18 protein-coding genes are annotated in these 26688 nt (G+C 41.9%); 3 read left to right on the forward strand and 15 right to left on the reverse strand.

Translation table 11 applies throughout. From position 1 onward, the window contains the following. Window positions 1-8: 8 nt before the first annotated feature. From atpA to H7T97_RS06635, 12 genes are all read right to left on the reverse strand, one after another. Complete coding sequence (gene atpA / locus H7T97_RS06580) at window positions 9-1514, reverse strand: F0F1 ATP synthase subunit alpha (protein WP_009732555.1); 1506 nt, start codon at window positions 1512-1514, stop codon at window positions 9-11. Window positions 1515-1529: 15 nt separating this feature from the next. Further along, window positions 1530-2066 carry a F0F1 ATP synthase subunit delta gene (locus H7T97_RS06585; protein ID WP_013903319.1) on the reverse strand — a complete coding sequence of 179 codons (537 nt, stop codon included), beginning with the start codon at window positions 2064-2066 and terminating at the stop codon, window positions 1530-1532. Further along, entirely contained in the window at window positions 2066-2560 is a 495-nt protein-coding gene (gene atpF, locus H7T97_RS06590; protein WP_195529254.1) for a F0F1 ATP synthase subunit B, read from the reverse strand. Before atpF ends, H7T97_RS06585 begins: the two co-directional genes overlap by 1 nt. A 19-nt stretch (window positions 2561-2579) precedes the next feature. Then, window positions 2580-3293 carry a F0F1 ATP synthase subunit A gene (gene atpB / locus H7T97_RS06595; RefSeq protein ID WP_195529255.1) on the reverse strand — a complete coding sequence of 238 codons (714 nt, stop codon included), beginning with the start codon at window positions 3291-3293 and terminating at the stop codon, window positions 2580-2582. Between the two features lie 33 nt (window positions 3294-3326). Then, complete coding sequence (locus H7T97_RS06600; protein ID WP_003006433.1) at window positions 3327-3527, reverse strand: F0F1 ATP synthase subunit C; 201 nt, start codon at window positions 3525-3527, stop codon at window positions 3327-3329. 228 nt (window positions 3528-3755) lie between these two features. Further along, on the reverse strand, window positions 3756-9710 hold the full coding sequence (locus H7T97_RS06605; protein WP_201089834.1) for a ZmpA/ZmpB/ZmpC family metallo-endopeptidase: 5955 nt from the start codon (window positions 9708-9710) through the stop codon (window positions 3756-3758). 233 nt (window positions 9711-9943) lie between these two features. Next, a complete protein-coding gene (glgA, locus tag H7T97_RS06610; RefSeq protein ID WP_003006424.1) occupies window positions 9944-11371 on the reverse strand; it encodes a glycogen synthase GlgA in 1428 nt (475 codons plus the stop codon). After that, on the reverse strand, window positions 11371-12507 hold the full coding sequence (glgD, locus tag H7T97_RS06615) for a glucose-1-phosphate adenylyltransferase subunit GlgD (protein ID WP_061591123.1): 1137 nt from the start codon (window positions 12505-12507) through the stop codon (window positions 11371-11373). Before glgD ends, glgA begins: the two co-directional genes overlap by 1 nt. Beyond that, window positions 12497-13639, reverse strand: a complete 1143-nt coding sequence (locus H7T97_RS06620; RefSeq protein ID WP_201089836.1) for a glucose-1-phosphate adenylyltransferase — start codon at window positions 13637-13639, stop codon at window positions 12497-12499. Before H7T97_RS06620 ends, glgD begins: the two co-directional genes overlap by 11 nt. A gap of 50 nt (window positions 13640-13689) precedes the next feature. After that, window positions 13690-15597, reverse strand: a complete 1908-nt coding sequence (glgB, locus tag H7T97_RS06625) for a 1,4-alpha-glucan branching protein GlgB (RefSeq protein ID WP_201089838.1) — start codon at window positions 15595-15597, stop codon at window positions 13690-13692. Window positions 15598-15936: 339 nt separating this feature from the next. Beyond that, window positions 15937-17670 carry a phosphoenolpyruvate--protein phosphotransferase gene (gene ptsP / locus H7T97_RS06630; RefSeq protein WP_003006414.1) on the reverse strand — a complete coding sequence of 578 codons (1734 nt, stop codon included), beginning with the start codon at window positions 17668-17670 and terminating at the stop codon, window positions 15937-15939. A 4-nt stretch (window positions 17671-17674) separates the two neighbouring features. Then, window positions 17675-17938, reverse strand: a complete 264-nt coding sequence (locus tag H7T97_RS06635) for a phosphocarrier protein HPr (protein WP_003006411.1) — start codon at window positions 17936-17938, stop codon at window positions 17675-17677. Window positions 17939-18413: 475 nt separating this feature from the next. Here H7T97_RS06635 and nrdH point away from each other — a divergent pair, with 475 nt between their 5' ends. The 3 genes from nrdH (at window position 18414) to nrdF (ending at window position 21979) form a co-directional block, all read left to right on the forward strand. Next, complete coding sequence (gene nrdH / locus H7T97_RS06640) at window positions 18414-18632, forward strand: glutaredoxin-like protein NrdH (RefSeq protein WP_003006408.1); 219 nt, start codon at window positions 18414-18416, stop codon at window positions 18630-18632. 114 nt (window positions 18633-18746) lie between these two features. Then, window positions 18747-20906, forward strand: coding sequence for a class 1b ribonucleoside-diphosphate reductase subunit alpha (gene nrdE, locus H7T97_RS06645; protein WP_023917690.1), 2160 nt, complete (start codon window positions 18747-18749; stop codon window positions 20904-20906). 113 nt (window positions 20907-21019) lie between these two features. Continuing rightward, on the forward strand, window positions 21020-21979 hold the full coding sequence (gene nrdF, locus H7T97_RS06650) for a class 1b ribonucleoside-diphosphate reductase subunit beta (protein WP_003011591.1): 960 nt from the start codon (window positions 21020-21022) through the stop codon (window positions 21977-21979). 372 nt (window positions 21980-22351) lie between these two features. Here nrdF and alaS read toward each other — a convergent pair whose 3' ends face one another. The 3 genes from alaS to prsA form a co-directional block, all read right to left on the reverse strand. After that, a complete protein-coding gene (gene alaS, locus H7T97_RS06655) occupies window positions 22352-24970 on the reverse strand; it encodes an alanine--tRNA ligase (RefSeq protein ID WP_201089840.1) in 2619 nt (872 codons plus the stop codon). A gap of 24 nt (window positions 24971-24994) precedes the next feature. Further along, window positions 24995-25480 carry an LURP-one-related/scramblase family protein gene (locus tag H7T97_RS06660; protein ID WP_201089842.1) on the reverse strand — a complete coding sequence of 162 codons (486 nt, stop codon included), beginning with the start codon at window positions 25478-25480 and terminating at the stop codon, window positions 24995-24997. Between the two features lie 253 nt (window positions 25481-25733). Beyond that, window positions 25734-26678, reverse strand: coding sequence for a peptidylprolyl isomerase PrsA (prsA, locus tag H7T97_RS06665; RefSeq protein ID WP_049483480.1), 945 nt, complete (start codon window positions 26676-26678; stop codon window positions 25734-25736). Window positions 26679-26688: the final 10 nt, after the last annotated feature.

Consider the following 26688-nt stretch of genomic DNA (forward strand, 5'->3'; position numbering starts at 1 on the left):
TCCTATTTCTATTTGAAATTTGACTGGTTGACAAATTCAGTAAGGGCTGCATCCAGTTCTTCTTCTGCTGGAAGATCATGTGTCGAACGAATCGTCTCAAAGATTTGATGATAATGTGCTTCAAAGTAATCAAACAACTCTTCTTGGAAACGAAGAATGTCGTCTACTGGAACACTATCTAAGAAACCATGAGTCAAGGCATACAAGATCACGACTTGTTTTTCAACTGTCAATGGTTCATGAACAGGTTGTTTCAAGACTTCCACTGTCCGACGACCACGGTTCAATTTCGCTTGAGTGGCCGCATCCAAATCACTACCAAATTTCGTGAAGGCTTCCAACTCACGGTAGGAAGCGAGGTCGATACGAAGGGTACCAGCAACCTTCTTCATAGCCTTGATTTGAGCAGATCCACCAACCCGGGAAACAGAAGATCCGGCATCAATGGCTGGACGAATACCGGCATTAAACAAACTATCTTGCAAGAAGATTTGTCCGTCTGTGATCGAAATCACATTGGTTGCGATATAAGCGGAGATGTCCCCTGCTTGGGTTTCAATGATTGGAAGAGCTGTAATAGAACCCCCACCCAATTCATCCGAAACTTTCGCAGAACGTTCCAACAAACGGCTGTGGAGATAGAAGACATCCCCTGGGAAGGCTTCACGTCCTGGTGGACGACGAAGAAGAAGGGACAATTCACGGTAAGCTACGGCTTGTTTTGACAAATCATCATAGACGATCAAAACATGTTTACCGTTATACATGAACTCTTCTGCCATGGCAACCCCAGCATAAGGTGCCAAATAAAGCAATGGAGACGGTTGAGAAGCCGAAGCGGTTACCACAATCGTATAATCCATAGCTCCGTATTTACGGAGAGTTTCTACTTGCGTACGAACTGTTGATTCTTTTTGACCAATCGCCACATAGATACAGATCATGTCTTGACCCTTTTGGTTCAAAATGGTATCGATGGCAATCGAAGTTTTCCCTGTTTGACGGTCCCCGATGATCAATTCCCGTTGACCGCGTCCAATTGGAACAAGGGCATCAATGGCTTTCAAACCAGTTTGTAGGGGTTCTGAGACAGATTTCCGTTGCATAACACCAGGAGCTGGTGTTTCAACTGGACGGAATTTATCTGTCACAATCTCACCCAAACCATCTACTGGTTGGCCAAGTGGGTTGACAACACGACCAATCAAGGCATCCCCTGCAGGGACTTCCATGATTTTACCTGTACGACGGACAGAGTCTCCTTCACGAATATCCGTGAAATCACCCAAGATGATGATCCCGACATCCGTTGTTTCTAAGTTTTGGGCCATCCCGTATGAGCCATTTTCAAAGATTAACAACTCACCACTCATGGCATTTTCAAGCCCATGAGCGCGGGCAATCCCGTCACCAATGTAGGTTACAACACCTGTCTCAGTGACGTCAAAGTTTGGCTTGAAATTTTCAATTTGTTGCTTAATTAAAGCGCTGATTTCTTGTGCGTTAATCGCCAAAATTCACACCACTTTCTATTTCAATTTAGATTTTATAACTTGCAATTGGTGTTTGAGACTGGTATCCAACGTTTTATGATTGGCTGTCACGACAAAGCCACCAATTAAATCTGGATCGATCTTTTGTTGGATCGAGCGAACTTGAATCCCAAATTTTCTTTCGATAATGGGTACTAGCTTTTGCTCTTGAACAGGATCCAAACCAGCAACTGTCGTAACAGTGACGACAAATGCGTTGCTCAACAGTTGAATCTGATCCAAACAAATCGTTACAATGTCATAAAATAAGGCTTCACGATGATTGAGAATAACCACTTCAATCAAATGGTCGAGTAATTGTGAATCAGAGGGTTGAAAAAGTCTTAGACTTTTTGCTTTCTCTTCATCCTCTACACCGATATGAGCTAAGAAGTTAGCAAGTCCAGTCTCCTCAAAAATGCCCTTGATTTGGGTCAATTTTTCAAAGACAAGATCTTGTTCTCCTTTTTCAAAGACCAATTGAACAAAAGGCTGGGTATATTTCTCAATCACCATCAGTTGCTTTTTGTCCATTAGGCTTCTCCTAATTCATCAAGATAGCGATCGATCAGTTGGCGTTGACCTTCAGCATCCAGCTGTTGACTCAACAATTTGCTGGCAAGATTGACAGTGAGATCTGCCACATCGCCTTTGATACTGTTCAATGCTTCTTCTTTGTTATGCGCAATTTCTTGTTGCGCTTTTTCTTTCAAACGTACTGCTTCTTGAGTGGCTTCTGAAAGGATCTGAGATTTGTTCTTTTCTGCAGTATCCTTTGCATTTTCGACAATAGACGCAGCTTCTTTGCGGCTACCTGCCAACTCTTCTTCACGTTTACTTGCTAGTTCCTCAGCTTTTTGACGAGCTGATTCTGCTCCATCAATATCATCTGTAATCTTTTTGGCACGCGCTTCTAAAATTCCATTGATATTGTTCCATGCAAATTTCTTTATTAAAAAGATTAATAATAGGAAGGAACCAGCAATGAGAATAAAGTTACCAATAATTTCACTCATTGATACATGCATTCTTCTACTCCTCCTCTACTTACTCTTCACCATTAATTTTCTTACCAATATAGATTGATGACAACATGGTAAACACATAGGCTTGGATACATGAAATAAAAATTGAAAATGCAGTCCATGCCATGCTACCAATAAAGGCAAATGGATACCAATAGAAAGCTTGGTGTGATAAGTTCACGAGCAAGCTTGCTAATACCTCACCCGCAAAGATATTTCCGAAGATCCGAAGTGCCAAGGAGGCAAAGTTCGTTAATTCTTCCAAAATATTCATGGGGGTCATAAATCCAGGTGTCACAAAAGCCTTTAAATATTCCTTCACACCACGTCGGCGAATTCCTTCTACATGGGCGATTAAGGTGATCAAAAATGAAAAGGCAAAGTCATAACCCAGGTTAGCGGTTGGTGATGTCCACAAATTGTAACCATTGGTCGTTTCGATTTTAGCCATCAATCCAATGTTATTGGCCACTAAAAGAAATAGGAAAAGAACAAACAAGAACAAGGAATAGTCCTTTATGTAATGTTCCCCAATATTTCCTTTTGTAAAGCCTACGACAAAGTCATATGCGTATTCCAGCACATTTTGTTTGCCTTTTGGTCGGATCGACATTTTTCGACTGGCCCAATAAATGAAGCCAAAAACGGCGAAAACAGAAATCAGGGTCATAGCAAGTAGGGTCAAATTAAAAGATACAGGTCCAAGAGTAATCGTTGGATTGATACTTTCTTCCAAGGTTTGACACCTCCTTTTCTAAAATAGAAGCGTCTATTTGATAATAAAGGCCATAACCAAGGTTACGAAGAAAGTACCTTCGACAAAGGCAACACCAAGAATCAAGAGGCTACGCAATTGACCGATAATTTCTGGTTGACGAGACGCAGATTTCAATAAGCTACTCATCATCAAACCTTCTGCCAGTGATACACCAAAACAGGCTAAACAAAGACCTAAAAATGTTAAATTCATGATGAATTCTCCTTTTATAAATTTTACTTCCTTAGTTTACTCCTAAAAGATATAATAGTCAAATATTTCCTATAAAAGTAAGCGTTTTAGTGAAATTACGTTATTTTTTTAATATGATAATTTTTCCTATCTACGATTGATTTCTTTTAATTTTTAGTCGCTTTGTCCACCTCTATTCATTTTTTCTTCTAAAAAACTCTCACCTGCTCAGCAGATGAGAGAATTCGATTATTTAAAGATAGACGTTTTGAAACTGTCTGTTTGTTGCAGTAATTTCTTAAAGATTTTTTCTTTCAAGGCAAGGGTATTGTCAAATTTGACAGAACCATTCTTCAAACTGGCCTGATCTTTTTCAACCGCAGTTGCAAAGGCTTGTTTTAAGTCCTCATAAGAGCTATAAGTAGTCCCATCCACTTCAATAGCCTGAAGTCCATTTTTGGCACTGGTTACCACTTCATTGAAGTAGGCTTTCTTCCAGTCTTCAAGGGTACTGAATTTCCCATCAGAAATCTTTTGAATGATGTAATCATCCCCTAGAGTCGCATGACCTGCTTGTTTGGATTCTTGTTTATACTTGTTTGAAGCATAGCCTAAGAAGCCTTTTTCATAGCCATAGTAACCCCAGAGTCTGAAGGTATTGTGTTTGAAGGACATGGCTCCAGGAGCCCCTTCACTGGTGTTTCCACCATAGATCCCTGTCATCATCGGTACCGTCACATAGGCGGAGCCAAAGTCAGATGGATTATAGACTCCATTTCCAGGACTACGATTGGTCATGAAGTTGTTGGTGATGAGATCATCTACTGAATGTAAGGTGATCGCTTTTTCCTCATCGCTCAAAGGACGTACCTTATCAAATTGATTCTTGGTGTTAGCCCCTCGGTATTGTTTATCAACCTTCTTGAACCATGCATTGTTCAAGTCTTGACTGCCTTTGTTGAGGACAGCTTCTCCTTCTAGGTAATCCAGAAGCATGAGGGTGTCGTTATAGCCTTTCATATACCGATCAATTTCGTCACGTGACTTCAAATCATTTGGATTGGTATTGTACCATTGGTTCCCATCATTTGGACGTTCATAGGCCATGTTGATACCTAAGGCCTTGTATTCCCCATTTGGATTGGATACGGATGGCGTTTGTAACATGCCTTGGGCAAAGGCTTCGATATCGGTTCCTTCTCGGTGTCTCCAACCACCTAAGTATACCATGCGGTCATTGACGTGCGTTGTTTCGTGGGTAAAGGCAGAGACCCCAAAGTCACTGATCATATCGGTCACCATGAAGAAAACAGAGTCGTCTTTATATGGGTTTCCGTAAATTCGCGCCACAGCTCCCATGCGCCAATCTGTCGCATGGTAACGATCGGTTGGACCATACAATTCACGGATTGGAGCGACATCTTTGCCACTGTTGGTATGGCCGTAACGGTCTGTACTAATGCCCTTGTAGTTTTGGTTATCAAGGACAGGGGTCGGCACCATATTATTGCTCTTCAAGAGTTGATTGCGAACCTTATCCGTTGCTAGACGTGACCAGAAATCGAGATAATTTTGTTGCCCTTTCGCCACCTTGTCAATTTCCGCTTTGAAGGCATTCCGCTCTGCTTCCGTGTTCTTACCATATTTCTCGAAGGAACTATAAGCCATGGTATTGTATGTTGAAATCAAGAACATATGGGCATCTTTTAAGTTCAAGAGTGGCAAGATCATTTTACCGTGAACATCATTGTTTAAGCCCTCATAGGCTCTATGCTTAGCAGATGCGAAAGCTGGATTGGTCGTCTCAGGCTCCACAATATAGACATTGTCTTTGGTTGCTTTGATGAACCAATCATTCAAGTCTGTATCAGTTGTAAAGAGGTCCATATTGTACTTCAGGAAGTCATTTAGGTTGCTAGAAAGAGTAGACTTCGCAACGACTTCTCGGAAGGCATCATGGGTACGAGTTCCTTTGATGTAGTCTTCTTTTGAACCAATTTCAATCAAACGGTCTAAGACATCAACATTCTTCCCATAGAAGTCTGGCTTGAACAACATGAGCTGCTTAAGATTGACATCATCGAACTTCACTCCGTAATAGCGATTGAGGTAAGAAAGCCCTAAAAGAACGGCCGCCTTGTTGTCATCAACTTTCTTGATAAGGGCACGTTTAGCAGCCTCATCTGTGTTTAATTGATGGTCTTGGTTTTCAACCAGTTGTTTGACAAAGTGAGTCAGATTATCCTTGACTTCTTGGAAACTTTCTTCGAGGTAAAGGTTCTTAATGGCATTGACTTTGTTAGGTCCTGTTCGACCTAAGTGAGTGTAGATTGGATCTGATTGCAATTCTACAGGACTTAATTTCTCTACGATGGCACTGATGAGATCGCTACGGTCCTTGTCCACCATATTTGGCGTGTAGACTACTTCACCGAGCTCCGCCACACTGTACTCTTTGACTTGTTTGACTTTAGAATCTTTCGGTGTCATGCTAAAGACATCTTTGGTCTTATCGGCATAAAGGATCAGGATGTGATCAGCATCTGCTAGTTCAGTGACAAAATCATTGCCCTTCATAGCGGTCACAGACAAGACTTCCTTGGTCAAAAGAGGGCTCGTCGCAGCCAATTTATTCCCTTGGTCGACAATCCACTCTTTATTGTAGAATGGTTGCAATTTAGCAATATTACGGTAAGCCAGCTCACGAGTCGCATCGTAAGCAGTGATGGCCTTGTATTGATCGTCTTTGCTAACAAGGTGATTGAGCGTGTCTTCAATCGGTTTGCTGCTGGTGAATGTATCAGCTGTAATTCCCATTGCTTCGATTTTCTGCTCAGCTTCTGCCAGCGAGATGCTAGGGATTTTACGGGAGTTGTTAAAGGATTTCTTCCCTTCACTCACGCCTTCCACGCTGTAATTGCGCTTGGTTCTTGAATAGGTGAAGTAATCATCTGCGTCAATATCTGAGTGACCAAAGACCATCTCACCCGTTTTGACTTTCATCATGGTGATGTTGTCTTCAATAGTCCCCAAGGCCCAGTTGGTCCCTAGTAATCCACCCGATTGAACCGCTTCTTTGAGTTCAATCGAACCTTTAGCAACGGAGTTTCTGAGAACCCCTTCTTTACCTACTGTGTGGTTATTTCCACCATTTTGAGAGGAATAAACGAGACCTGCAGCTTTGGCTTTGTTCCCAGTGATTTCAGCATCAACGTAAGCTTTTTCAACGACACCTTTCCAGTTCTCACCAACAACACCCGCTAGATAGCCACCTTTGTTCCCAGCGGCGTGCAGTTTCCCGATAAAGGCGACATTACTTACTTTCCCACTGCCATCAATTTTATTGACGATCCCTGCTACGTCATTGTTCCCGACAACACTTCCTGTTACTTTAACATTTTCAACAGTTGCATTGTTTTTGATAACACCTGCGATTGGTGCTACTCGATCTGTCCCAGGTAGGTCAATATTGACATTTTCAAGCAAGAGATTCTTAACCGAGCCACCTTCGATGTTCCCAAATAATGGTCTTGTAATGTTATGGATGGCAAATGTATTTCCATCCGTACTTTCCAAAATTCCCTTGAAGGCATTGGTCACATAGGATTTCCCTGCTGACTGGACATTAGCCGCATTCATATTGCTACCCAGTTTAAAGGTACCAGTCGGATTGGCTTGCATAGCTTTTACAAGTTCGTTGAAATTGTAGTAGATATCACCTTCATGTGCTTTGGGTTTCGCAATATAGTGGACATAGACCTCACTGAACTGGTTGTCCGCAGTCCGTTGAATGAGATCAGGAGCTTTGGCTGTTACTTTGTAGAGGGTCACGCCATCTACCGTTACTTCTTCAATTTTATCAACGGCTAGTTTTGTAACCTTATTATCATAGGTAGTGACCTTTAAGTAGTAAGGCTTCACATCTGATGGTGTTTCTGACAAGAGGCTACGATCGGTCTCAAGGCCTTGGTCATCCACGCTAATCAGACTGGTTTCCTTGATGTTTTTGATTTCAACTTTTTTAAGATCAATTCTCAGTGGTTCTTCCTTGAGAACTTCTTCTTCATCCCCATTTCCACGGTCATACACCATGGTCGTTGCGAGCGTATAATCCTTGTAGTAGTCCAAGTCCGCTAAAGCAGCTGCCAAGTCCGTCTCTGAAAGGGTCAGGGTTTTCACCACTTGATCACCCTTCTTCAATACAGCCTGGATGGACTTGATGGTCACACCGTCTGGTTTATCCAAATGATAAGTAGCTTTAGCACTGCGCTTCAATTCTTCCTTATCAACCTGGGTCAAAGTTAAGGTAGGCTTTTCAAGTTCTTTGGTCCCTTGTTGAATGATCTGATCTTGGGCTTGTTCAACTACTTCCTCAGAAACAGTAGGAGCATCCGCCGTTTTAACCCCCTTGATGGTCTTGTAGACCTTGGTGATTTTCTTCTTCCCATTCTTACCAGCTTGAGAAACCCTTTCGGTTCCTTTTAGCAAGGTAGCATCTTGTTCGGTTACCGTCTTAAATGGAATTTCCTCATACGAAACATCCTCTGTTTGGTCTTCAATCGCCTTAGTCCCACGACTAATTTTTTCTGTCACAGGAGCTTTTACCGTTTCAGTGGTCGTACTGAGAGGCTCGCCAATCTTCTCACCATTGACCGTCTTATAAACTCGACGAATCTCCTGGCTACCAGCCTCGCCTTTCTGAAGGAGGCTTTCTTCATCGGTGTAACGATTGGCGTCCGTTACATACTCTGTTTCATATGGAAGGATTACCGTTTCTGTCTCTGTTACCGTCCCTTCCGTTACTTGATAGGTTGGGTTCTCTGGTTGAATAGGAGCTTCGCCGACATGGCCTTCTTCCCGTGTTCCCTTGGCTTCCACCACACCTGTATAGGCTGGGTTCTCCGGTTGAACAGGGGCTTCGCCGACGTGACCTTCTTCTTGTGTCCCTTTGGCTTCCACCACACCTGTATAGGCTGGGTTCTCTGGTTGAACAGGAGCTTCACCGACATGACCTTCTTCCTGTGTCCCCTTAGCTTCCACTACGCCTGTATAGACTAGGTTCTCCGGTTGAACAGGGGCTTCGCCAACATGGCCTTCTTCTTGTGTCCCTTTGGCTTCCACCACACCTGTATAGGCTGGGTTCTCTGGTTGAACAGGGGCTTCGCCAACATGGCCTTCTTCTTGCGTCCCCTTAGCCGTTACAACTGGAGAAGGGCTGGGTTGAGGGGTTGGTTGGGCATCTTCTTTTGTCCCAACAGCAAGAATTTGTGAAACTGGTTCTTTAGTGACCTTGCTTTCAACGACTCTGCGAACTTCTTGTCCATCTACCACACTCACTTCTGTCAATAGGGTCCGCTCCCCATTTTGACCAGCAGTCAGCACCTTGGTTTGCCCTTTAGGTAATGTAGGATCAGCTTGTTTGACAGTTTCAAATGGCACAGGCTCAGTAGAGACTTCCAGGCTTGGTTTTTCAACTTGAGGAAAGGCTGGAGAGACTTCTGGGGTCACACGCGCTTGTGCTTCCACTTGTGGAATACCTGTACTTGTTTTGATCGTTCCTTCTACAGAAGGTTTCGTTTCCTGCATAGCCTTTGGCTCTCGTAAGCTCGTCTTTTGGACTGACGGGTAGCGCAGATAACCAATATAGTCATAGCCGTCAATTTGAATCACGCCATTTGCAAGATCTTTGCTCGATGCGATCGCAAGATCCTGATTATAGGCGCGCAAAACTTGATTTTGTAGGGCTGCGACTTCAACTGGAAGTAGAAGACTTTGTCCCATGGCTCCAATCAAAAGGACGCCCATGACCTTCTTCCGGTGCTTTTTAGAGAGTAAGAGGACCGCAAAGGAAGCTGTGGCTAGACTTAGCCCAAAAAGGGCGACTTCCTGACTTCCTGTCTGAGGAAGAACCGACTGAATTGCTTCCTTCTTCTTATAGACGAGATAGAAAGTATCTTCATTTTGATACTCTTCAGGGATTGCATGAATCACCTGTGCTTTTTCTTCAGCAGTCAGCTCTTCTTCTGTCACATATCCTAAGTGCACATGAGCAGGTAGGGTCACCTGATCTGCTTGGACAGGACGAACCCCTAACAGGCTTCCTCCTAATAAAAAGGCTCCAATGGCCACCGGACCAACACCGACAGTTAATTTCCGAATCGAATATTTGGTCATTTTTTCAAACGTTTGTTTCGCTTTTTTCATCCTAAAATTCCTATATAGTAATATTTAACCCTCGAGCAGGGACCTGATTATTTTTAGAGAGGATGGGATCCTTTCCAGAAATAAGAACCTTCCCGGGATTTTTTACCTTTACCTATCTTATCTTTTTTCTTCTATTTTAGCAAGCTCTATAACTCAAAAAAATAAACCGTTTTCTTTATCGGAAGAAAGCAACACAAAAAACGCCTCGAAAGGCGTTTGTATTATAGATCTATTTATAAGGATTGGTACAAATCATTGTATCGTTGACTAGCCGTATCCCATGAGAAGTCACGCGTCATAGCTTGCTCTTGCAGACCATACCAAGCCTGTTTGTCATTGTAGTAGACAGCCAAGGCTTCATCAACTGCCCAGTTAAACCAATAGCCAGACAAATTATTGAAGCTAAAGCCTGTTCCACTTCCATCAACAGCATTATACGGTTGGACCGTATCTCGAAGTCCGCCGACTTCATGCACTAAAGGAAGGGTTCCATAACGCATGGCCATCATTTGAGAAAGACCACACGGTTCAAAACGGCTTGGCATCAAGAAGACATCCGACGCTGCATAGATTTCTTGGGCCAATTGGACATCAAATGTGATATTCGCTGAAAGTTTATCTGGGTAGGCTTGACCAAACCAAGCAAAGGCATTTTCAAATCCAGGATCTCCTGTACCGAGCAAGACAATCTGAATATCCTTTTGCAAGAGTTGATGCAACTCTTCTACCACAACGTCAAAGCCTTTTTGACGTGTCAAACGAGAGACGATCCCAAACAAAGGAACATCATCGCGAACAGGTAGACCGACACGTTCTTGAAGAGCTCGTTTACTAGCTGCTTTACCTGAAAGATCTGAGAGACTGAAGTGATACGTCAAGAGTGGATCCGTTTCAGGATTATACAGATCTGCATCAATCCCGTTAACAATTCCGGTCACCTTGCCAGACTCCATTCGAAGGATCTGATCCAAGCCACAACCATATTCAGCAGTCATAATCTCATGCGCATAGCTAGGAGAAACGGTTGTTACACGGTCAGCATATAGAATACCAGCTTTCATCCAGTTCAGGCAATCATTCCACCGAAGAGTTCCATCTGCATAGCGTTCAAATCCAACTCCGAATAGGTCCCATAACATTCCTGGGTCGAACTGACCTTGGAATTCCAAATTATGGATAGTCAATACTGTTTTAATTCCATGATAAGCTTGAATCCAACGGTATTTTTCCTTCAGCAAGAAAGGAATCATCGCTGTATGGTAATCATGGGCATGAAGAACATCTGGAATGAAGTCAACCCGTTCCATCGTTTCTAAGGCCGCGAGCTGGAAGAAGGCAAAGCGTTCACCATCATCAAAGTCACCATACACATGTCCTCTAAAGAAATAATGTTGGTTATCAATAAAGTAAAAGGTGACGCCATCGCGCACAATGCGTTTCACACCCACATATTGACTTCTCCAGCCAACCTTGGTCTCAAAATGCAAGACATCTTCGATTTGATCTCCAAACTTGGCCTCTACCATATCATAGTAAGGGAGGATCACGCGCACATCATGACCACTTTTCGCTAAGGATTTAGGAAGAGCGCCAATAACGTCTCCCAAACCACCTGTTTTAGAAAACGGTGCTCCTTCAGCTGCAACAAATAATAGTTTCATTAGACAATATCCTCTGTAACAATCGTTCCTTTTTTAACCACGACAGGTGCTTCTTCTGTCCCACGAATCGTCACACCAGCAGCCACTTCGACACCCTTATCCAGGATGGCATGTTCGACGATTGCATTTTCATGAATCACAACACCAGGGAAGAGAAGACTACTGCGGACCTCTGAACCTTGATGAAGGTATACTCGACGTGAAACAACGGAGCGTTCAACGGTTCCTTCTACAATACTACCCGAAGCAAATTGAGACGATTTAATATGTGAAGTCTTGGAATAATACGTTGGTTCTTCATTCTTCACTTTCGTATACACTTTTTGATTTGGTGAAAAGAGCTTCATGAATTTTTGGTTTTCCAACATATCCAAGTTTGCCTGGTAGTAGGATTCCACTGAATGAATATTGGCAAGGTAGCCTGTATATTCAAAGGCAAAAGCATTGTATTCCACCGCCAAATCACGCAAGATATAGCGCAGTTTTTGTGGGTATTCTTTCTTGGCTTCTTCTTCTATTTTTTCAATCAACCAAGGGGTATCCACAATAAAGACATCTGTTGACATGTTGTAGACTTCATCAGGAGACTTGCTGTCAAACAGTTTTTGCTCCGTAACATGGTCTGTCTCATCAATCTGTAGAATCGCATTCACTTCAGAGATATTTTGAGGATGCAACTTTTTGTAAACAACTGTAATCGGACGGTCAACGCTATTATGCAAGTGGAAAACTTGATTGAGGTCAATATTCATCAAAACATCACAGTTTAAAGCAACTGTTTGGTTGGAACCAGACCGTTTCAAATAGGTCAATAATTGTTGGTAGTATTCTGGCCCTACCGTTGTATTTTCAACTGGAGTATTATAGATTCCAAGGTAATAGTGGCTCAATAAAGTAGACAAGCCCCACTCACGACCTGAACGAATATGGTCAAAGACCGAACTAATATTTTCTTGTTGGAAAATCCCAAAAACACTACGAATACCAGCATTCGCAAGGCTAGACAATGGGAAGTCAATCAAGCGGTATTTCCCATCAAACGGTAGGGAGGCTACCGGACGATGGCTGGTCAAAGTGGACATATCATGATACCCAACTGTATTTCCTAAAATGGCTGAATATTTATCAATCTTCATCTGTTGCTACCCCCACTTTTTCATTGTAACCGACAACTTTTACTTCCTCTGTTCCATCAATCACGACACCTTCTGCAATGACTGCGCCTTCTCCAATAATCGCGCGTTTCACAACAGCTCCTTTACCGATAATGGCATTGCTCATCACGACAGCATCTTCGACAACTGCTCCTTCACGAACTTGAGCTTCTGTTGATAAGATGGAGTGTTTGACTGTACCGTCTACCGAACAACCATCGACGACAAGAGAATCTTCGATGTGAGCATGTTCCCCAAAGAAGTTTGGTGGAGAAATGAGGTTGCGTGAATAGATTTTCCAGTGACGATCGCGACTATCCAAGGCATTATTTGGATCGATATATTCCATATTGGCTTCCCAAAGAGACTCAATTGTACCAACGTCTTTCCAATAGCCATTGAATTCATAAGCATAAACACTTTCGCCTGATTCTAGATAAGTTGGAATGACATTTTTACCGAAGTCTGACATATCGATATCGCTCTTTTCAGCAGCAACCAACATATTGCGCAGACGAGCCCAGTCAAAGATGTAAATCCCCATGGAAGCCTTGGTAGATTTTGGTTCAGCTGGTTTTTCTTCAAATTCGACAATCCGATTATTGGCATCTGTATTCATGATTCCAAAACGGCTTGCTTCCTTCAAAGGAACATCTAGGACGGCAACAGTCAAGCTTGCGTTATTATCCTTGTGTGCTTGAAGCATGTCATCGTAATCCATCTTGTAGATATGATCCCCAGATAGAATCAAGACATATTCCGGATTGATGCTATCGATATAGTCGATGTTTTGGAGAATCGCATGACTAGTTCCTTCGAACCACCGATTTCCTTCACTAGCTGAATAAGGTTGGAGAATAGACACACCCGTATTGATTCCATCCAAGCCCCAGCTGGAACCATTCCCAATATGGCTGTTAAGGGCAAGTGGTTGATACTGTGTAATCACACCAACATTGTGAATTCCTGAGTTGGCACAGTTTGAGAGAGCAAAATCGATAATCCGATAGCGCCCACCAAATTGAACCGCAGGTTTCGCGATGTTTTTGGTTAATTTTCCAAGACGTGTTCCTTGCCCTCCGGCAAGAATTAAAGCGAGCATTTCATTCTTCATTGACTACTTCCTCTTTTTAAAGCTTGGACTCCCTTAGAGTCAACCGATCATCATTTTTTATCTGATGTTTTAGATTTCGTTTTGCGAACCTTCCGTTTCACCTTCCAAATGCTAGCCCCTAAAGCCGGCAAAGTAAAGGTCAAAGTTTGTTCATAATCCTTCCACAGTCCATCTTGAGACTGAACTGTCGGATTGTGCTCTTTCCAGACACCTCCCCATTCTTCTAATTCTGTATTCCAAATTTCTTCATAGACCGCTGATACAGGCACACCAATCGTAAAGTCCTTGCGTTCTACTGGTGCCATATTGAAGACGCAAACCAAAAGATCGCCTTTACGATTTTTCCGGATCATAGACAAGACGCTCTGATCCCGGTTATCTGCATCTATAATCTCCAAGCCATCAAAGCTATCATCAATCTCCCACAATTCCTTGTGTTCTTTGTAGAAATGATTGAGCTGAGAAGTAAAACGACGCATCTTCGCATTCATTTCATCCTCTAGATTGCCCCATTCCAGTTGCTCTTCTGACTTCCATTCCAAAAATTGACCAAATTCTGAACCCATGAAGAGTAGTTTCTTACCAGGGTGGCAGATCTGATAGGTTAAGAGGTTACGAAGTCCAGCAAATTGATTGTAACGATCTCCCCACATCTTATGCATCAAACTCTTCTTACCGTGCACCACTTCATCATGTGAAAATGGTAGTAAGAAATTCTCAGAAAATGCATACATGTAACTAAAGGTCACCAGATTAAAGTCAAATTTCCTGTAGACCGGGTCTTCCTCATAGAATCGGAGAATATCATTCATCCAACCCATATTCCATTTATAGTCAAAGCCTAGACCACCTTCTTCTTCTGGGCCTGTGATCTTTTGACCAGCAGAACTTTCTTCAGCAATCATCATAACATCTGGGTGTTCGTTCTTGATAATCGCATTCAAACGTCTGAGGAAATGAACCCCTTCATAGTTGAGGTTTCCCCCATCAATATTTGGTGTCCATGGACCACTATCATAATCGAGATAGAGCATATTGCTCACGGCATCAACCCGAATTCCATCTAAATGATAGGTGTCAATCCAAAACTTCAAACTAGAAATCAAGAATGACTGTACTTGATTTTTTCCTAAATCGAAGTTCAAAGCCCCCCAACCATAGTTATGGGCCCGATGTTCATCCTGATACTCAAAAGTTGGTGTTCCATCATAATAAGCCAAGGCATCATCATTGATAATGAAATGGCCAGGCACCCAATCCACAATCACTCCGATATTGTTGAGGTGACATTCTTCCACGAAGTCTTGAAACTCTTCTGGGCTACCATAAGTCTGCTCGAGGGCAAAATAGCCCATGAGCTGATAACCCCAGCTCAATCCCAATGGATGGGCCATCACTGGCATAAATTCTACGTGGGTGTAGTTCATCTCTACCAGATATGGAATGAGTTCTTCTTTTAGTTGTTTGAAAGTATAGGAACTATAATCATCATTTCGTTTCCAAGATCCTGCGTGAACCTCATAGATATTAACAGGTCGTTCCTTAAAACCAAGTTTTTTACGGCGTGCTCTCCAAAGACCGTCTTTCCAGTTCTTTTCCGGAATGGTCTTAATGATAGACCCTGTATTGGGTCGTTTTTCCATCCATAACGCTAGAGGATCAATTTTTTGAACCTGATGACCATTATTTCGTGTCACCAAATATTTGTAGATATCTCCCTCTTTTGCATCCGAACAGAAGACTTCCCAGACGCCTCCTTCATTACGAACCATTGGAATTTTACGGTCTTCCCAATCAGTGAAATCACCAATCAGATCCACAGCCTGAGCATTGGGAGCCCAAACACGGAAGGTAAAACCTTCTTGTTCTCCCCTTGTTTCCTTGTGAGCTCCTAAGTACTCTTGAAGATGGAAATTATCCCCTCTTCCAAATGTCCATAAGTCTGTGCTTCTATCCATATACTCACCTCTTTGCTTTTGAAAGCGTTTTCTATTTGATATTATTTTACTATAAAATCACTTAATTTTCAAGTTGATTCCTGTAAAATCATGTAAAAATATCAGGAAAAGTTTTTCCATTTTCTTTCCCGAACCTTTTCTATCCTTCCTTGGTCATCCCCCTTTTCTTACTTACGATTATACTATATATACGAGGAAATTTAAACAAAAAACCGAACATTTTAGTCAATGTTTTTATTACTAACTAGTTTATTACGAATGAAATGGACATTTTTATAAAAAAAGTAAAAAAATCAAAAAAAATACTAAGACAGATGTGTCTTAGTATTTGATTCATTCTTAGTCTACGTTCACGTATTCTTTAGAAAGTTCAAGCACTTCTTCCATGGTTGAACATTCAGTCAGAGCACGGTTAGCGTATTCTTGCATTTTAGCTGTGTCGAGTTTCTTCATCAAGCTACGTGTACGAAGGACAGATGTCGCTGACATAGAGAACTCATCCAAGCCCATTCCGACAAGAAGTGGAACAGCAGTTTGGTCACCGGCCATTTCACCACACATACCTGCCCATTTGCCTTCAGCGTGAGCTGCTTTGATCACGTTGTTGATCAAACGAAGGATTGATGGGTTATATGGTTGGTAAAGGTATGAAACTTGTTCGTTCATACGGTCAGCAGCCATTGTGTATTGGATCAAGTCATTTGTACCGATTGAGAAGAAATCAACTTCTTTAGCAAATTGGTCCGCAAGCATTGCAGCAGCTGGGATTTCAATCATGATCCCTACTTGGATATCATCTGCCACAGCAACACCTTCAGCAAGCAATTTAGCTTTTTCTTCTTCAAGAATACCTTTAGCCGTACGGAACTCTGTCAACAAAGCAACCATTGGGAACATGATCCGCAATTTACCGTGAACAGATGCACGAAGCAAGGCACGCAATTGTGTACGGAACATTTGGTTACCTGTCTCAGAGATAGAGATACGCAAAGCACGGAAACCTAAGAATGGGTTCATTTCTTTAGGAAGATCAAAGTAAGGGAGTTCTTTATCCCCACCGATATCCATTGTACGAACAACCACAGGTTTACCATTCATACCTTCAAGAACAGCTTTGTAAGCTTCGTATTGGTCATCTTCCGTTGGGAAGTCTTGAGAATCCATGTACAAGAATTCTGTACGATAGAGACCAACAGCTTCTGCACCGTTATCGTTCACACCTTCAACATCTTTAGGTGTACCGATGTTAGCAGCCAACTCGAAGTGTTTTCCATCAGCAGTCACTGTTTTCGCATCTTTAAGGAGAGCCCATTCAGCTTTTTGTTTAGCATAAGCTTCACCAGCTGCTTTGAACTCTGCGATTTGTTCTTCAGTAGGGTTGATCACAACTTCACCAGTGATCCCTGAAACAGCCAAAACATCGCCATCTTTGACAAGTTCTGTAATGTTATTTGTACCAAGAACAGCTGCGATTTCAAGTGTACGAGCCATGATAGCTGAGTGACTGGTACGTCCACCGATATTCGTGACAAAAGCTTTTACATACTTTTTGTTCAACTGTGCTGTATCAGATGGAGTCAAGTCATGCGCAACCACGATTGCTTCTTCATTGATAGAAGCAGGGTTTGGCAATTTCTTCCCAAGCAAGTTGGCAAGGACACGTTTGGTAACGTCACGAATATCTGCTGCACGTTCTTGCATGTAAGGATTGTCTTCCATTCCTTCAAAGATCGCAATGAACATGTCAGTGACTTCTTTCAAGCCAGCTTCTGCATTGATTTTTTTCGTACGAATCGTTTCTTTGATCTGACCAATCATTTCAGGGTCAGCAAGAACCATCATATGCGCATCAAAAACTTGCGCTGCTTCTTCACCAAGGCTTGCTACTGCATTCTCCCGAATAAGAGAAAGCTCGTTTTGTGAAGCTTCAAGAGCTGCATCCAAACGAGCTTCTTCTGCACTTGTATCTTCGACTGAAACAGTCTCAAATGATAAGTCTGGTTGAATGAGCAAATATGCCTTAGCAACGGCAACACCGTCAGATGCTGCAATTCCTTTTAGCATTTTTGTCATATTTTTAAGCCAATCCTTCTTTAGTCATTGTTTCTGAAATAGCTGCGATCGCATCATCAGCGTCAGCACCTTCTGCAGAGATTACAACGTCTGCTCCTTGACCAACACCAAGGCTCATAACACCCATGATTGATTTCAAGTTAACTGATTTACCTTTGTATTCAAGAGTAATATCTGAAGCAAATTTGCTAGCAGTTTGAACCAACAAAGTTGCTGGACGTGCGTGGATACCTGTTTCTGCCACGATGTGGAAATCTTTAGAAGCCATAGTTTGACTCTCCTTTTTAAAAATAGTTTTTGAGTTACCTTTTGATAACCCTTACAATTTGGTATTATATCATCTTTTGAAATTTTTTTCAAGATTTTTATCACTGACTTACAGAAAAAGACTGCGAAAAATCCCAATTTAGATACATTTTAAGAAGCAACTGAAGAACAGAGAAAATATCTTTTCAATTTTCTACTATATTATAAGTAACATTTTCCTCCGCTTTCAATGAAAAGAAGCTGTTTAACCACAGGATATTGATTCACCAAAAAATTATAACTAATTAAAGATGCTTTAAAGCCTATTCCTATCCCATTTCTTCGATTTTCACACTTTTCACTCACCACAATATATTGTGCTTTGAAAACTCCATTTCATCTCTTTGCACAATATTTAGTTTTATTTTGTTGACAAGTTGCTGGATTTTGTTTATACTGTTTACAGATTTATATTTCGATAGGAGAACGGAAAAGAAATGGTAACCATTTATTCAAAAAATAATTGTGTTCAATGCAAAATGACCAAGCGATTCCTCGATAGCAATCATGTGGAATACCGCGAAATTAACTTAGACGAACAGCCAGAATTTGTAGAGCATGTTAAGAACCTTGGCTTCAATGCTGCTCCAGTTATTCAAACACCGGATGAAGTATTTTCTGGTTTTCAACCAGCTAAGTTGAAGAAACTTTCATAATAAACACAGTATTTTGCTTAAATAGGGTCTAGCGTTAGCAACCTAACACTAGACTTTTTACTTGGGAAGAGAGGACTTCTCCTCTTCATTTTTTTGAACTAGAAAAGGATTATTATGGGATTAAAATCTCTTGAAGATGTGACGTATTTTCGTCTTAACAATGAAATCAACCGTCCAGTAAACGGCCAAATCATGCTTCATAAGGATAAAGAAGCTTTGGATGCATTCTTTAAAGAAAATGTTGTACCAAATACTAAAGCCTTTGACTCGATTACAGACAAGATTCAGTACCTTCTCGAGCACAATTACATTGAGAGAGCTTTTATCGAGAAATACCGTCCTGAATTTTTAGAGGAATTGGCCCAATTTATCAAAGACCAAAACTTCCAATTCAAGTCCTTCATGGCGGCCTACAAATTCTATAACCAATACGCTTTGAAAACAAATGATGGAGAATACTATCTTGAAAGCATGGAAGACCGTGTCTTCTTCAATGCTCTCTATTTTGCAGATGGAAATGAAGCTATCGCGCGAGACATCGCAAACGAAATTATCCACCAACGCTACCAACCAGCTACTCCTTCTTTCTTAAACGCTGGACGTGCCCGCCGTGGAGAATTGGTTTCATGTTTCTTGATCCAAGTAACCGATGATATGAATGCGATCGGACGTTCCATCAACTCTGCCCTTCAACTTTCACGTATCGGTGGTGGGGTTGGGATTTCCCTCAGCAACCTTCGTGAAGCTGGAGCACCAATCAAAGGGTATGAAGGAGCCGCTTCTGGAGTGGTTCCAGTTATGAAACTCTTCGAAGATAGCTTCTCTTACTCTAACCAATTGGGACAACGCCAAGGGGCTGGGGTGGTTTACCTCAACGTCTTCCACCCAGACATCATCGCCTTCCTTTCAACTAAGAAAGAAAATGCTGATGAAAAAGTTCGGGTGAAGACTCTCTCACTTGGGGTCGTCGTGCCAGACAAGTTCTACGAGTTGGCTCGTAAAAATGAAGAAATGTACCTCTTCAGCCCATACTCTGTGGAACGTGAATACGGAGTACCATTCAACTACATCGACATCACTGAAAAATACGATGAGTTGGTTGCTAATCCAAACATCCGCAAGACAAAAATTAAGGCACGTGATTTGGAAACTGAAATTTCTAAATTGCAACAAGAATCTGGCTATCCATATGTAGTCAACATCGATACTGCTAACCGGGCCAACCCAGTTGATGGAAAAATCATCATGAGTAACTTGTGTTCAGAGATCCTCCAAGTTCAAGAACCAAGCTTGATCAACGATGCCCAAGAATTTGTCCAAATGGGAACAGACGTCTCATGTAACCTTGGTTCAACCAACGTAGTTAACATGATGACTTCACCTGATTTTGGACGTTCGATTCGTGCCATGGTTCGTGCTTTAACCTTCGTTACCGATAGTTCTCATATCGTGGCCGTTCCAACCATTGACCACGGAAATAAACTGGCGCATTCGTTCGGACTTGGAGCAATGGGACTTCACAGCTACCTTGCGCAACAATTGATTGAATACGGATCACCTGAGTCTGTTGAGTTCACAAGTATCTACTTCATGCTCATGAACTACTGGACTCTCGTAGAATCAAATAACATTGCGCGCGAACGTGGTGTTACCTTCCACAATTTTGAAAAATCTGATTATGCCAACGGTAGATACTTTGATAAGTACATGACTGGAGAATTTGTACCAAAATCTGATCGCGTCAAAGAACTCTTTAAGGACATTTTCATTCCTAGTGCAGAAGACTGGGCTGAACTTCGTGATAAAGTCAAGGCAGATGGTCTTTACCACCAAAACCGCTTGGCTGTGGCACCAAATGGATCTATCAGCTACATCAATGACGTATCTGCTTCTATCCACCCAATTACACAACGGATTGAAGAACGCCAAGAGAAAAAAATCGGTAAAATCTACTACCCTGCAGCAGGATTGTCAACGGAAACGATTCCTTACTACACTTCTGCCTACGACATGGATATGCGAAAAGTCATCGATGTCTATGCTGCCGCAACTGAACATGTAGACCAAGGTCTTTCACTGACTCTCTTTATGCGCAGCGATATTCCAAAGGGTCTTTACGAATGGAAAACTGAAAACAAACAAACCACTCGTGACTTGTCTATCCTTCGAAACTACGCCTTTAACAAGGGTATCAAGTCTATCTACTACGTCCGTACCTTTACAGATGATGGTGGAGAAGTTGGCGCCAACCAATGTGAAAGCTGTGTCATCTAATCCGCTATCCTAGATAGCTATCAAAAGTCGGTTCGCCGACTTTTTGTGCGGTATTCTATCAATTTATGGTAGAATAGTAACGATTGAATGAATAGAAAAAGAAAGTGATGCAAATGGAAACATACTACAAAGCCATTAACTGGAATGCGATCGAAGATGTCATCGATAAATCGACCTGGGAAAAACTGACAGAGCAATTCTGGTTGGATACACGTATCCCTTTGTCAAACGACTTGGATGACTGGAGAAAGTTGTCGAATAAAGAAAAAGACCTAGTTGGTAAAGTCTTTGGGGGATTGACCCTTCTAGATACCATGCAATCTGAAACAGGTGTTCAAGCTCTTCGTGCGGATATTCGTACTCCACACGAAGAAGCTGTCTTTAACAACATCCAATTCATGGAATCTGTCCATGCTAAGTCTTACTCTTCTATCTTTTCTACTTTGAATACTAAGTCAGAAATCGAAGAGATTTTCGAATGGACCAACACCAATCCTTTCCTTCAAAAGAAGGCAGAAATCATCAACGAAATCTACCTCAATGGAACTCCCCTTGAAAAGAAAGTCGCCAGCGTTTTCCTTGAAACCTTCCTCTTCTACTCTGGTTTCTTCACACCTCTCTACTATCTTGGAAACAACAAATTAGCCAACGTAGCTGAAATCATCAAGTTGATCATTCGGGACGAATCTGTTCACGGAACCTATATCGGCTACAAGTTCCAACTTGGATTTAACGAATTACCAGAAGAAGAACAAGAAAAACTCAAAGAGTGGATGTATGATCTGCTCTACACTCTCTATGAGAATGAAGAAGGTTACACAGAGAGCCTCTATGACGGTGTGGGCTGGACTGAGGAAGTCAAGACCTTCCTTCGCTACAACGCTAATAAAGCCCTCATGAACTTGGGACAAGATCCGCTTTTCCCAGACTCAGCAGATGACGTTAACCCAATCGTTATGAACGGAATCTCAACCGGTACCTCTAACCACGACTTCTTCTCTCAAGTCGGAAATGGTTACCTTCTCGGTGAAGTAGAAGCCATGCAGGATGACGATTACAACTACGGCCTATAAGACAAAAACCTTTCCAGATGGAAAGGTTTTTAAATATAGACAACCTATTGTTTTACATAAAACAGATAGATGATTTTCAAAAAGTGACTTTTATTTTTTGAAGATTAAAAACTTTCCGCCGTGAGAAAAGTGCTAGAAACAATCATGTTTCTAGCACTCGGGAGTTTTGGAACCTTAGGTCCAAAACTAAGTCATGGAACTTCTTTGAAGTTCGCTGACGTCCGTACTCACCTAAGGAAAGTTTTTTAGAAGACTTTATCTTCAATCTGAAACCTTTCCAGACGGAAAGGTTTTTTTGTTGCAATCTTTTTCTAATTGGATCTGCTTTTTTTTGAAAAAAGAGGTTGGACAAACATCCAACCTCTCCGATTATTACAATTTACCTGCTACGGCATCCAACAATTCTTGGATTTTCGCTTGGTTGCTTCCTCCTGCCATGGCCATGTCTGGTTTTCCACCACCACGTCCATCGACGATTGGAGCTAATTCTTTGATCACATTTCCTGCATGCACATCTTTTGTCTTGCTGGCTACAAGGACGTTTACCTTATCACCGATGGCTGCGACAAGAACAAGGACATCAGAGTAGTCTTTTTGTTTCCAGTTATCGGCAAAGGTACGAAGGGCACCTGCATCTGATACAGAAACTTGGCTGGCAATGTAACGGTGGCCGTTTGCTTCTTGAACATTCTTGAAGACATCGCCTGCTGCCGCTGCTGCTGCTTTTTCCTTCAATTCTGCATTTTCTTTTTGCAATTGACGGAGTTGTTCTTGAAGACCTTCCACCTTGTGAGGGACTTCTTTGAGTTGAGGTGCTTTCAAGGTTGCTGCGACTGCTTTCAGAGCATCTTCTTGTTCACGATAAGCTTCGAAGGCTTCCTTACCAGTCACTGCCAAGATACGACGAGTTCCTGATCCGATCCCTTCTTCTTTGACAATCTTGAAGAGTCCAATTTCAGAAGTATTGCCTACGTGGGTACCACCACAGAGCTCAACAGAGTAGTCCCCGATAGTGACTACGCGAACTTCCTTACCGTATTTCTCACCAAAGAGGGCCATAGCTCCCATTTCTTTAGCAGTATCGATATCTGTTTCAATCGTTTCGACTGCGATCGCTTCCCAAATCTTTTCATTGACTTGTTGCTCAATAGCACGCAATTCTTCTGGAGTCACAGCTTGGAAGTGAGTAAAGTCAAAGCGAAGGAATTCTACTTCGTTAAGAGATCCTGCTTGGGTTGCATGGTTACCAAGGATATTGTGAAGAGCCGCATGGAGCAAGTGAGTTGCAGTGTGGTTCTTCATAACACGATGACGACGATTGGTATCGATCGCCAAGGTGTATTCTTGGTTCAAGGCAAGAGGAGCAAGAACTTCAACAGTATGAAGTGGTTGTCCATTTGGTGCTTTTTGAACGTCTGTCACAGTCGCTACGACGTTTCCTGCAGCATCCAAGATTTGACCATGGTCCGCAACTTGTCCACCCATTTCAGCATAGAATGGAGTTTCTGCAAAGATCAGTGATGCAGTCCCTTCAGATACAGCTTCTACTTCTGCATTATCCGCTACGATAGCCACCAACTTAGAAGGCAATTGGCTAGCATTGTAGTTGAAGCTACTTTCAACTGTAATGTTTTGAAGGGTTTCATTTTGCATCCCCATAGATCCACCTTTGACAGCAGATGCACGCGCCCGTTCTTGTTGTTCCTTCATAGCTGCTTCAAAACCGTCACGATCGACTGTCATTCCAGCTTCTTCAGCGATTTCTTCTGTCAATTCTACTGGGAATCCGTATGTATCATAAAGTTTAAAGACATCTTGTCCAGCAATCACTGTTTGACCTTTGGCTTTCAAGTCTTCAACGATGGTTTGGGCAAAGTGTTGACCAGAGTTCAAGGTACGAGCAAATGACTCTTCTTCACTCTTGATGATTTTTTCAATAAAGTCTTGTTTTTCAAGTACTTCTGGGTAGTAGCTTTCCATGATCTTCCCAACAGTTGGAACCAATTTATACAAGAAGGTTCCTTCGATCCCCAATTTTTGACCATGCATAGAAGCACGACGGAGGAGACGACGAAGAACGTAACCGCGTCCTTCATTACCAGGAAGAGCCCCATCTCCAATCGCAAATGAAAGCGAACGGATGTGGTCAGCAATCACCTTGAAGCTCATGTTATCGCCATCTGGATCATAGGTTTTACCAGACATCTTTTCCACTTCACGGATGATCGGCATGAAGAGGTCTGTTTCAAAGTTAGTCTTCGCCCCTTGGATAACGGCTACCAAACGTTCCAAACCAGCGCCCGTATCAATGTTCTTGTGTGGCAATTCCTTGTATTCGCTACGAGGAACAGCAGGGTCAGCGTTAAATTGTGACAAGACAATATTCCAAATTTCGATGTAACGGTCGTTTTCGATATCTTCCGCAAGCAGACGAAGACCGATATTTTCAGGGTCAAAGGCTTCTCCACGGTCAAAGAAGATTTCTGTATCTGGTCCAGAAGGTCCCGCACCGATTTCCCAGAAGTTGTCTTCGATTGGAATCAAGTGACTTGGATCCACACCAACAGCGATCCAACGGTTGTATGAATCCTTGTCATCAGGGTAATAGGTCATGTAAAGTTTGTCTTTAGGGAAATCAAACCATTCCGGACTTGTCAAAAGCTCATAAGCCCAGGTGATGGCTTCATCACGGAAGTAATCTCCGATAGAGAAGTTCCCCAACATTTCAAACATGGTATGGTGACGAGCCGTCTTCCCTACGTTTTCGATATCATTGGTACGGATAGCTTTTTGAGCATTAGTAATCCGTGGGTTTTCAGGTTTGATGGTTCCATCGAAGTATTTCTTAAGAGTGGCAACCCCTGAGTTGATCCACAAAAGTGTTGGATCGTTTACTGGAACCAAGCTAACAGATGGTTCTACTGAGTGGCCTTTGCTTGCCCAGAAATCAAGCCACATTTGGCGGACTTGTGCACTAGATAATTGTTTCATATTTGTCTCCTAATTTTTTTAAGATTAATTTGCGCCAGCTTCTAACATTTCGACATAATCGATGGCGACACAAAGTGAGATGACTAAATCAGCGTATTCATCCTCATAGACCGATACTTGGTAGGTAGAGGTTAGATGAAAGAGTTCCTTGCTAATCTCAGCGACGATTTGATCCCGATCATCGAATAATTTGAATTCTAGGTCCCAGATATTTCCTTGTACCCGAAGTCCCAAATCTTCGATATCGTATTTGTCTCTAAAGAGCGTCAGCTTTTTATGGATAAAAAAGCGGTCCCCATCCTTCAACTCAACCACAAACTTGGGAAGAAAGCTGATTGTTTTTTTAGTAATGTGGCTCACTTCTTTCCCATTCTTATCATAGATGGTAAAAGTCTTGGGAATCTTAAGAAAAGATCCCTCAACCTGGTATTCAACATCTCCCAACTCATCTTTGATATCGAACCGCTCGCCACCCAATCGAAATTTTTGTTTCACTTGATAGGTTCGCATCTTTTGATCTCCTTTAAAAAGCTCCAGACAACTGCCCATAAACAAAAGACAAGCCACTAAACGAAGGGCGAAAAACCGCGGTACCACCTTCATTCAATGAACTTGTCATTCTTCATTTTATATGCAATTGTCTCAGCCGAGTAGCAAAATCATTTCTCTTCCATGGCTCGCACCCCCGCCACTTCTCTGATTCCGAGTAACAATGATTTATTCTCAACTATTTCATTATACAAGTTCCAAATGGAACCGTCAACTATTTTTTAGATGATGAGCTGCTATCACTTGTTTGAACACCGATATTTTGCAAATATTGGTTAAATGTTGATTTGAAAGCATCATCTTTGACCTTGATATTGGCATTGGTCATCGCTTTTGCAATAATGCTACGGATGTAGTTGGTATCTTGCTTACGACCATCAACAATGATCTCTTTCAAACGTTTTTCGTATTTCTTCCAGTCAGAGCCTTTTTCTGTCTTCTTATTCAATTTGACAATATAGTAGCTAGCAGAATAGTTTTGACCTGCTGAAACTGTGATCACATCTGAAATCCCATTTTCATCCAACTTAAAGGCAGCTTCTTTGACTTGAGATGGAATATCTGCTGTTCCTGAATCAAACTTGACTTCGCCACCTTTGTCTTTTGTAGCAGTATCTGTTGAATTGTCTTTGGCGATTTGGGCAAAGTCTGCACCTTCCGCTTTAGCTGCTTCCAACACTTCTTTTGCTTTATCTTCTGAATCTAACTTGATAATTTGTGCTGTTACTTCTGGTGTGTAAGATTCAAAAGCCGCCTTGTAGTCAGACTCTTTGATATCTTTCTTAGCAGCTTGGTTGACTGCATATTCCAACAACATATTGCTACGGATTTGTTTCTTCGCTGTTTCTTCCGTCAAGCCTTGTTGCGCCAAGTAAGCATCGAATTGCTTGCCTAATTGTTTCTTTTGTTTAGCCAATTCTTTATCGACTTCTTTATCAGAAACTTTTGATCCATATTCTTTTTCAAAGACTTTATTGATGGTCATTTGGAAAAGAACTTGTTGAGCACCTTGGTTGGTTTTGATTTCATTATAGAAATCAGAAACTGTAATCGTGTCCCCTTTCATGGTCACGATATCTTTGTTTGTGCCATTGGCACACGCTGCTAGTGTTACGACTGATAGCAAGGTCACAGCACCTGCTACAAGTTTTTTCTTCATAAAAATTATT

This window comes from Streptococcus parasanguinis (assembly GCF_016648925.1).
Lineage (GTDB): Bacteria > Bacillota > Bacilli > Lactobacillales > Streptococcaceae > Streptococcus.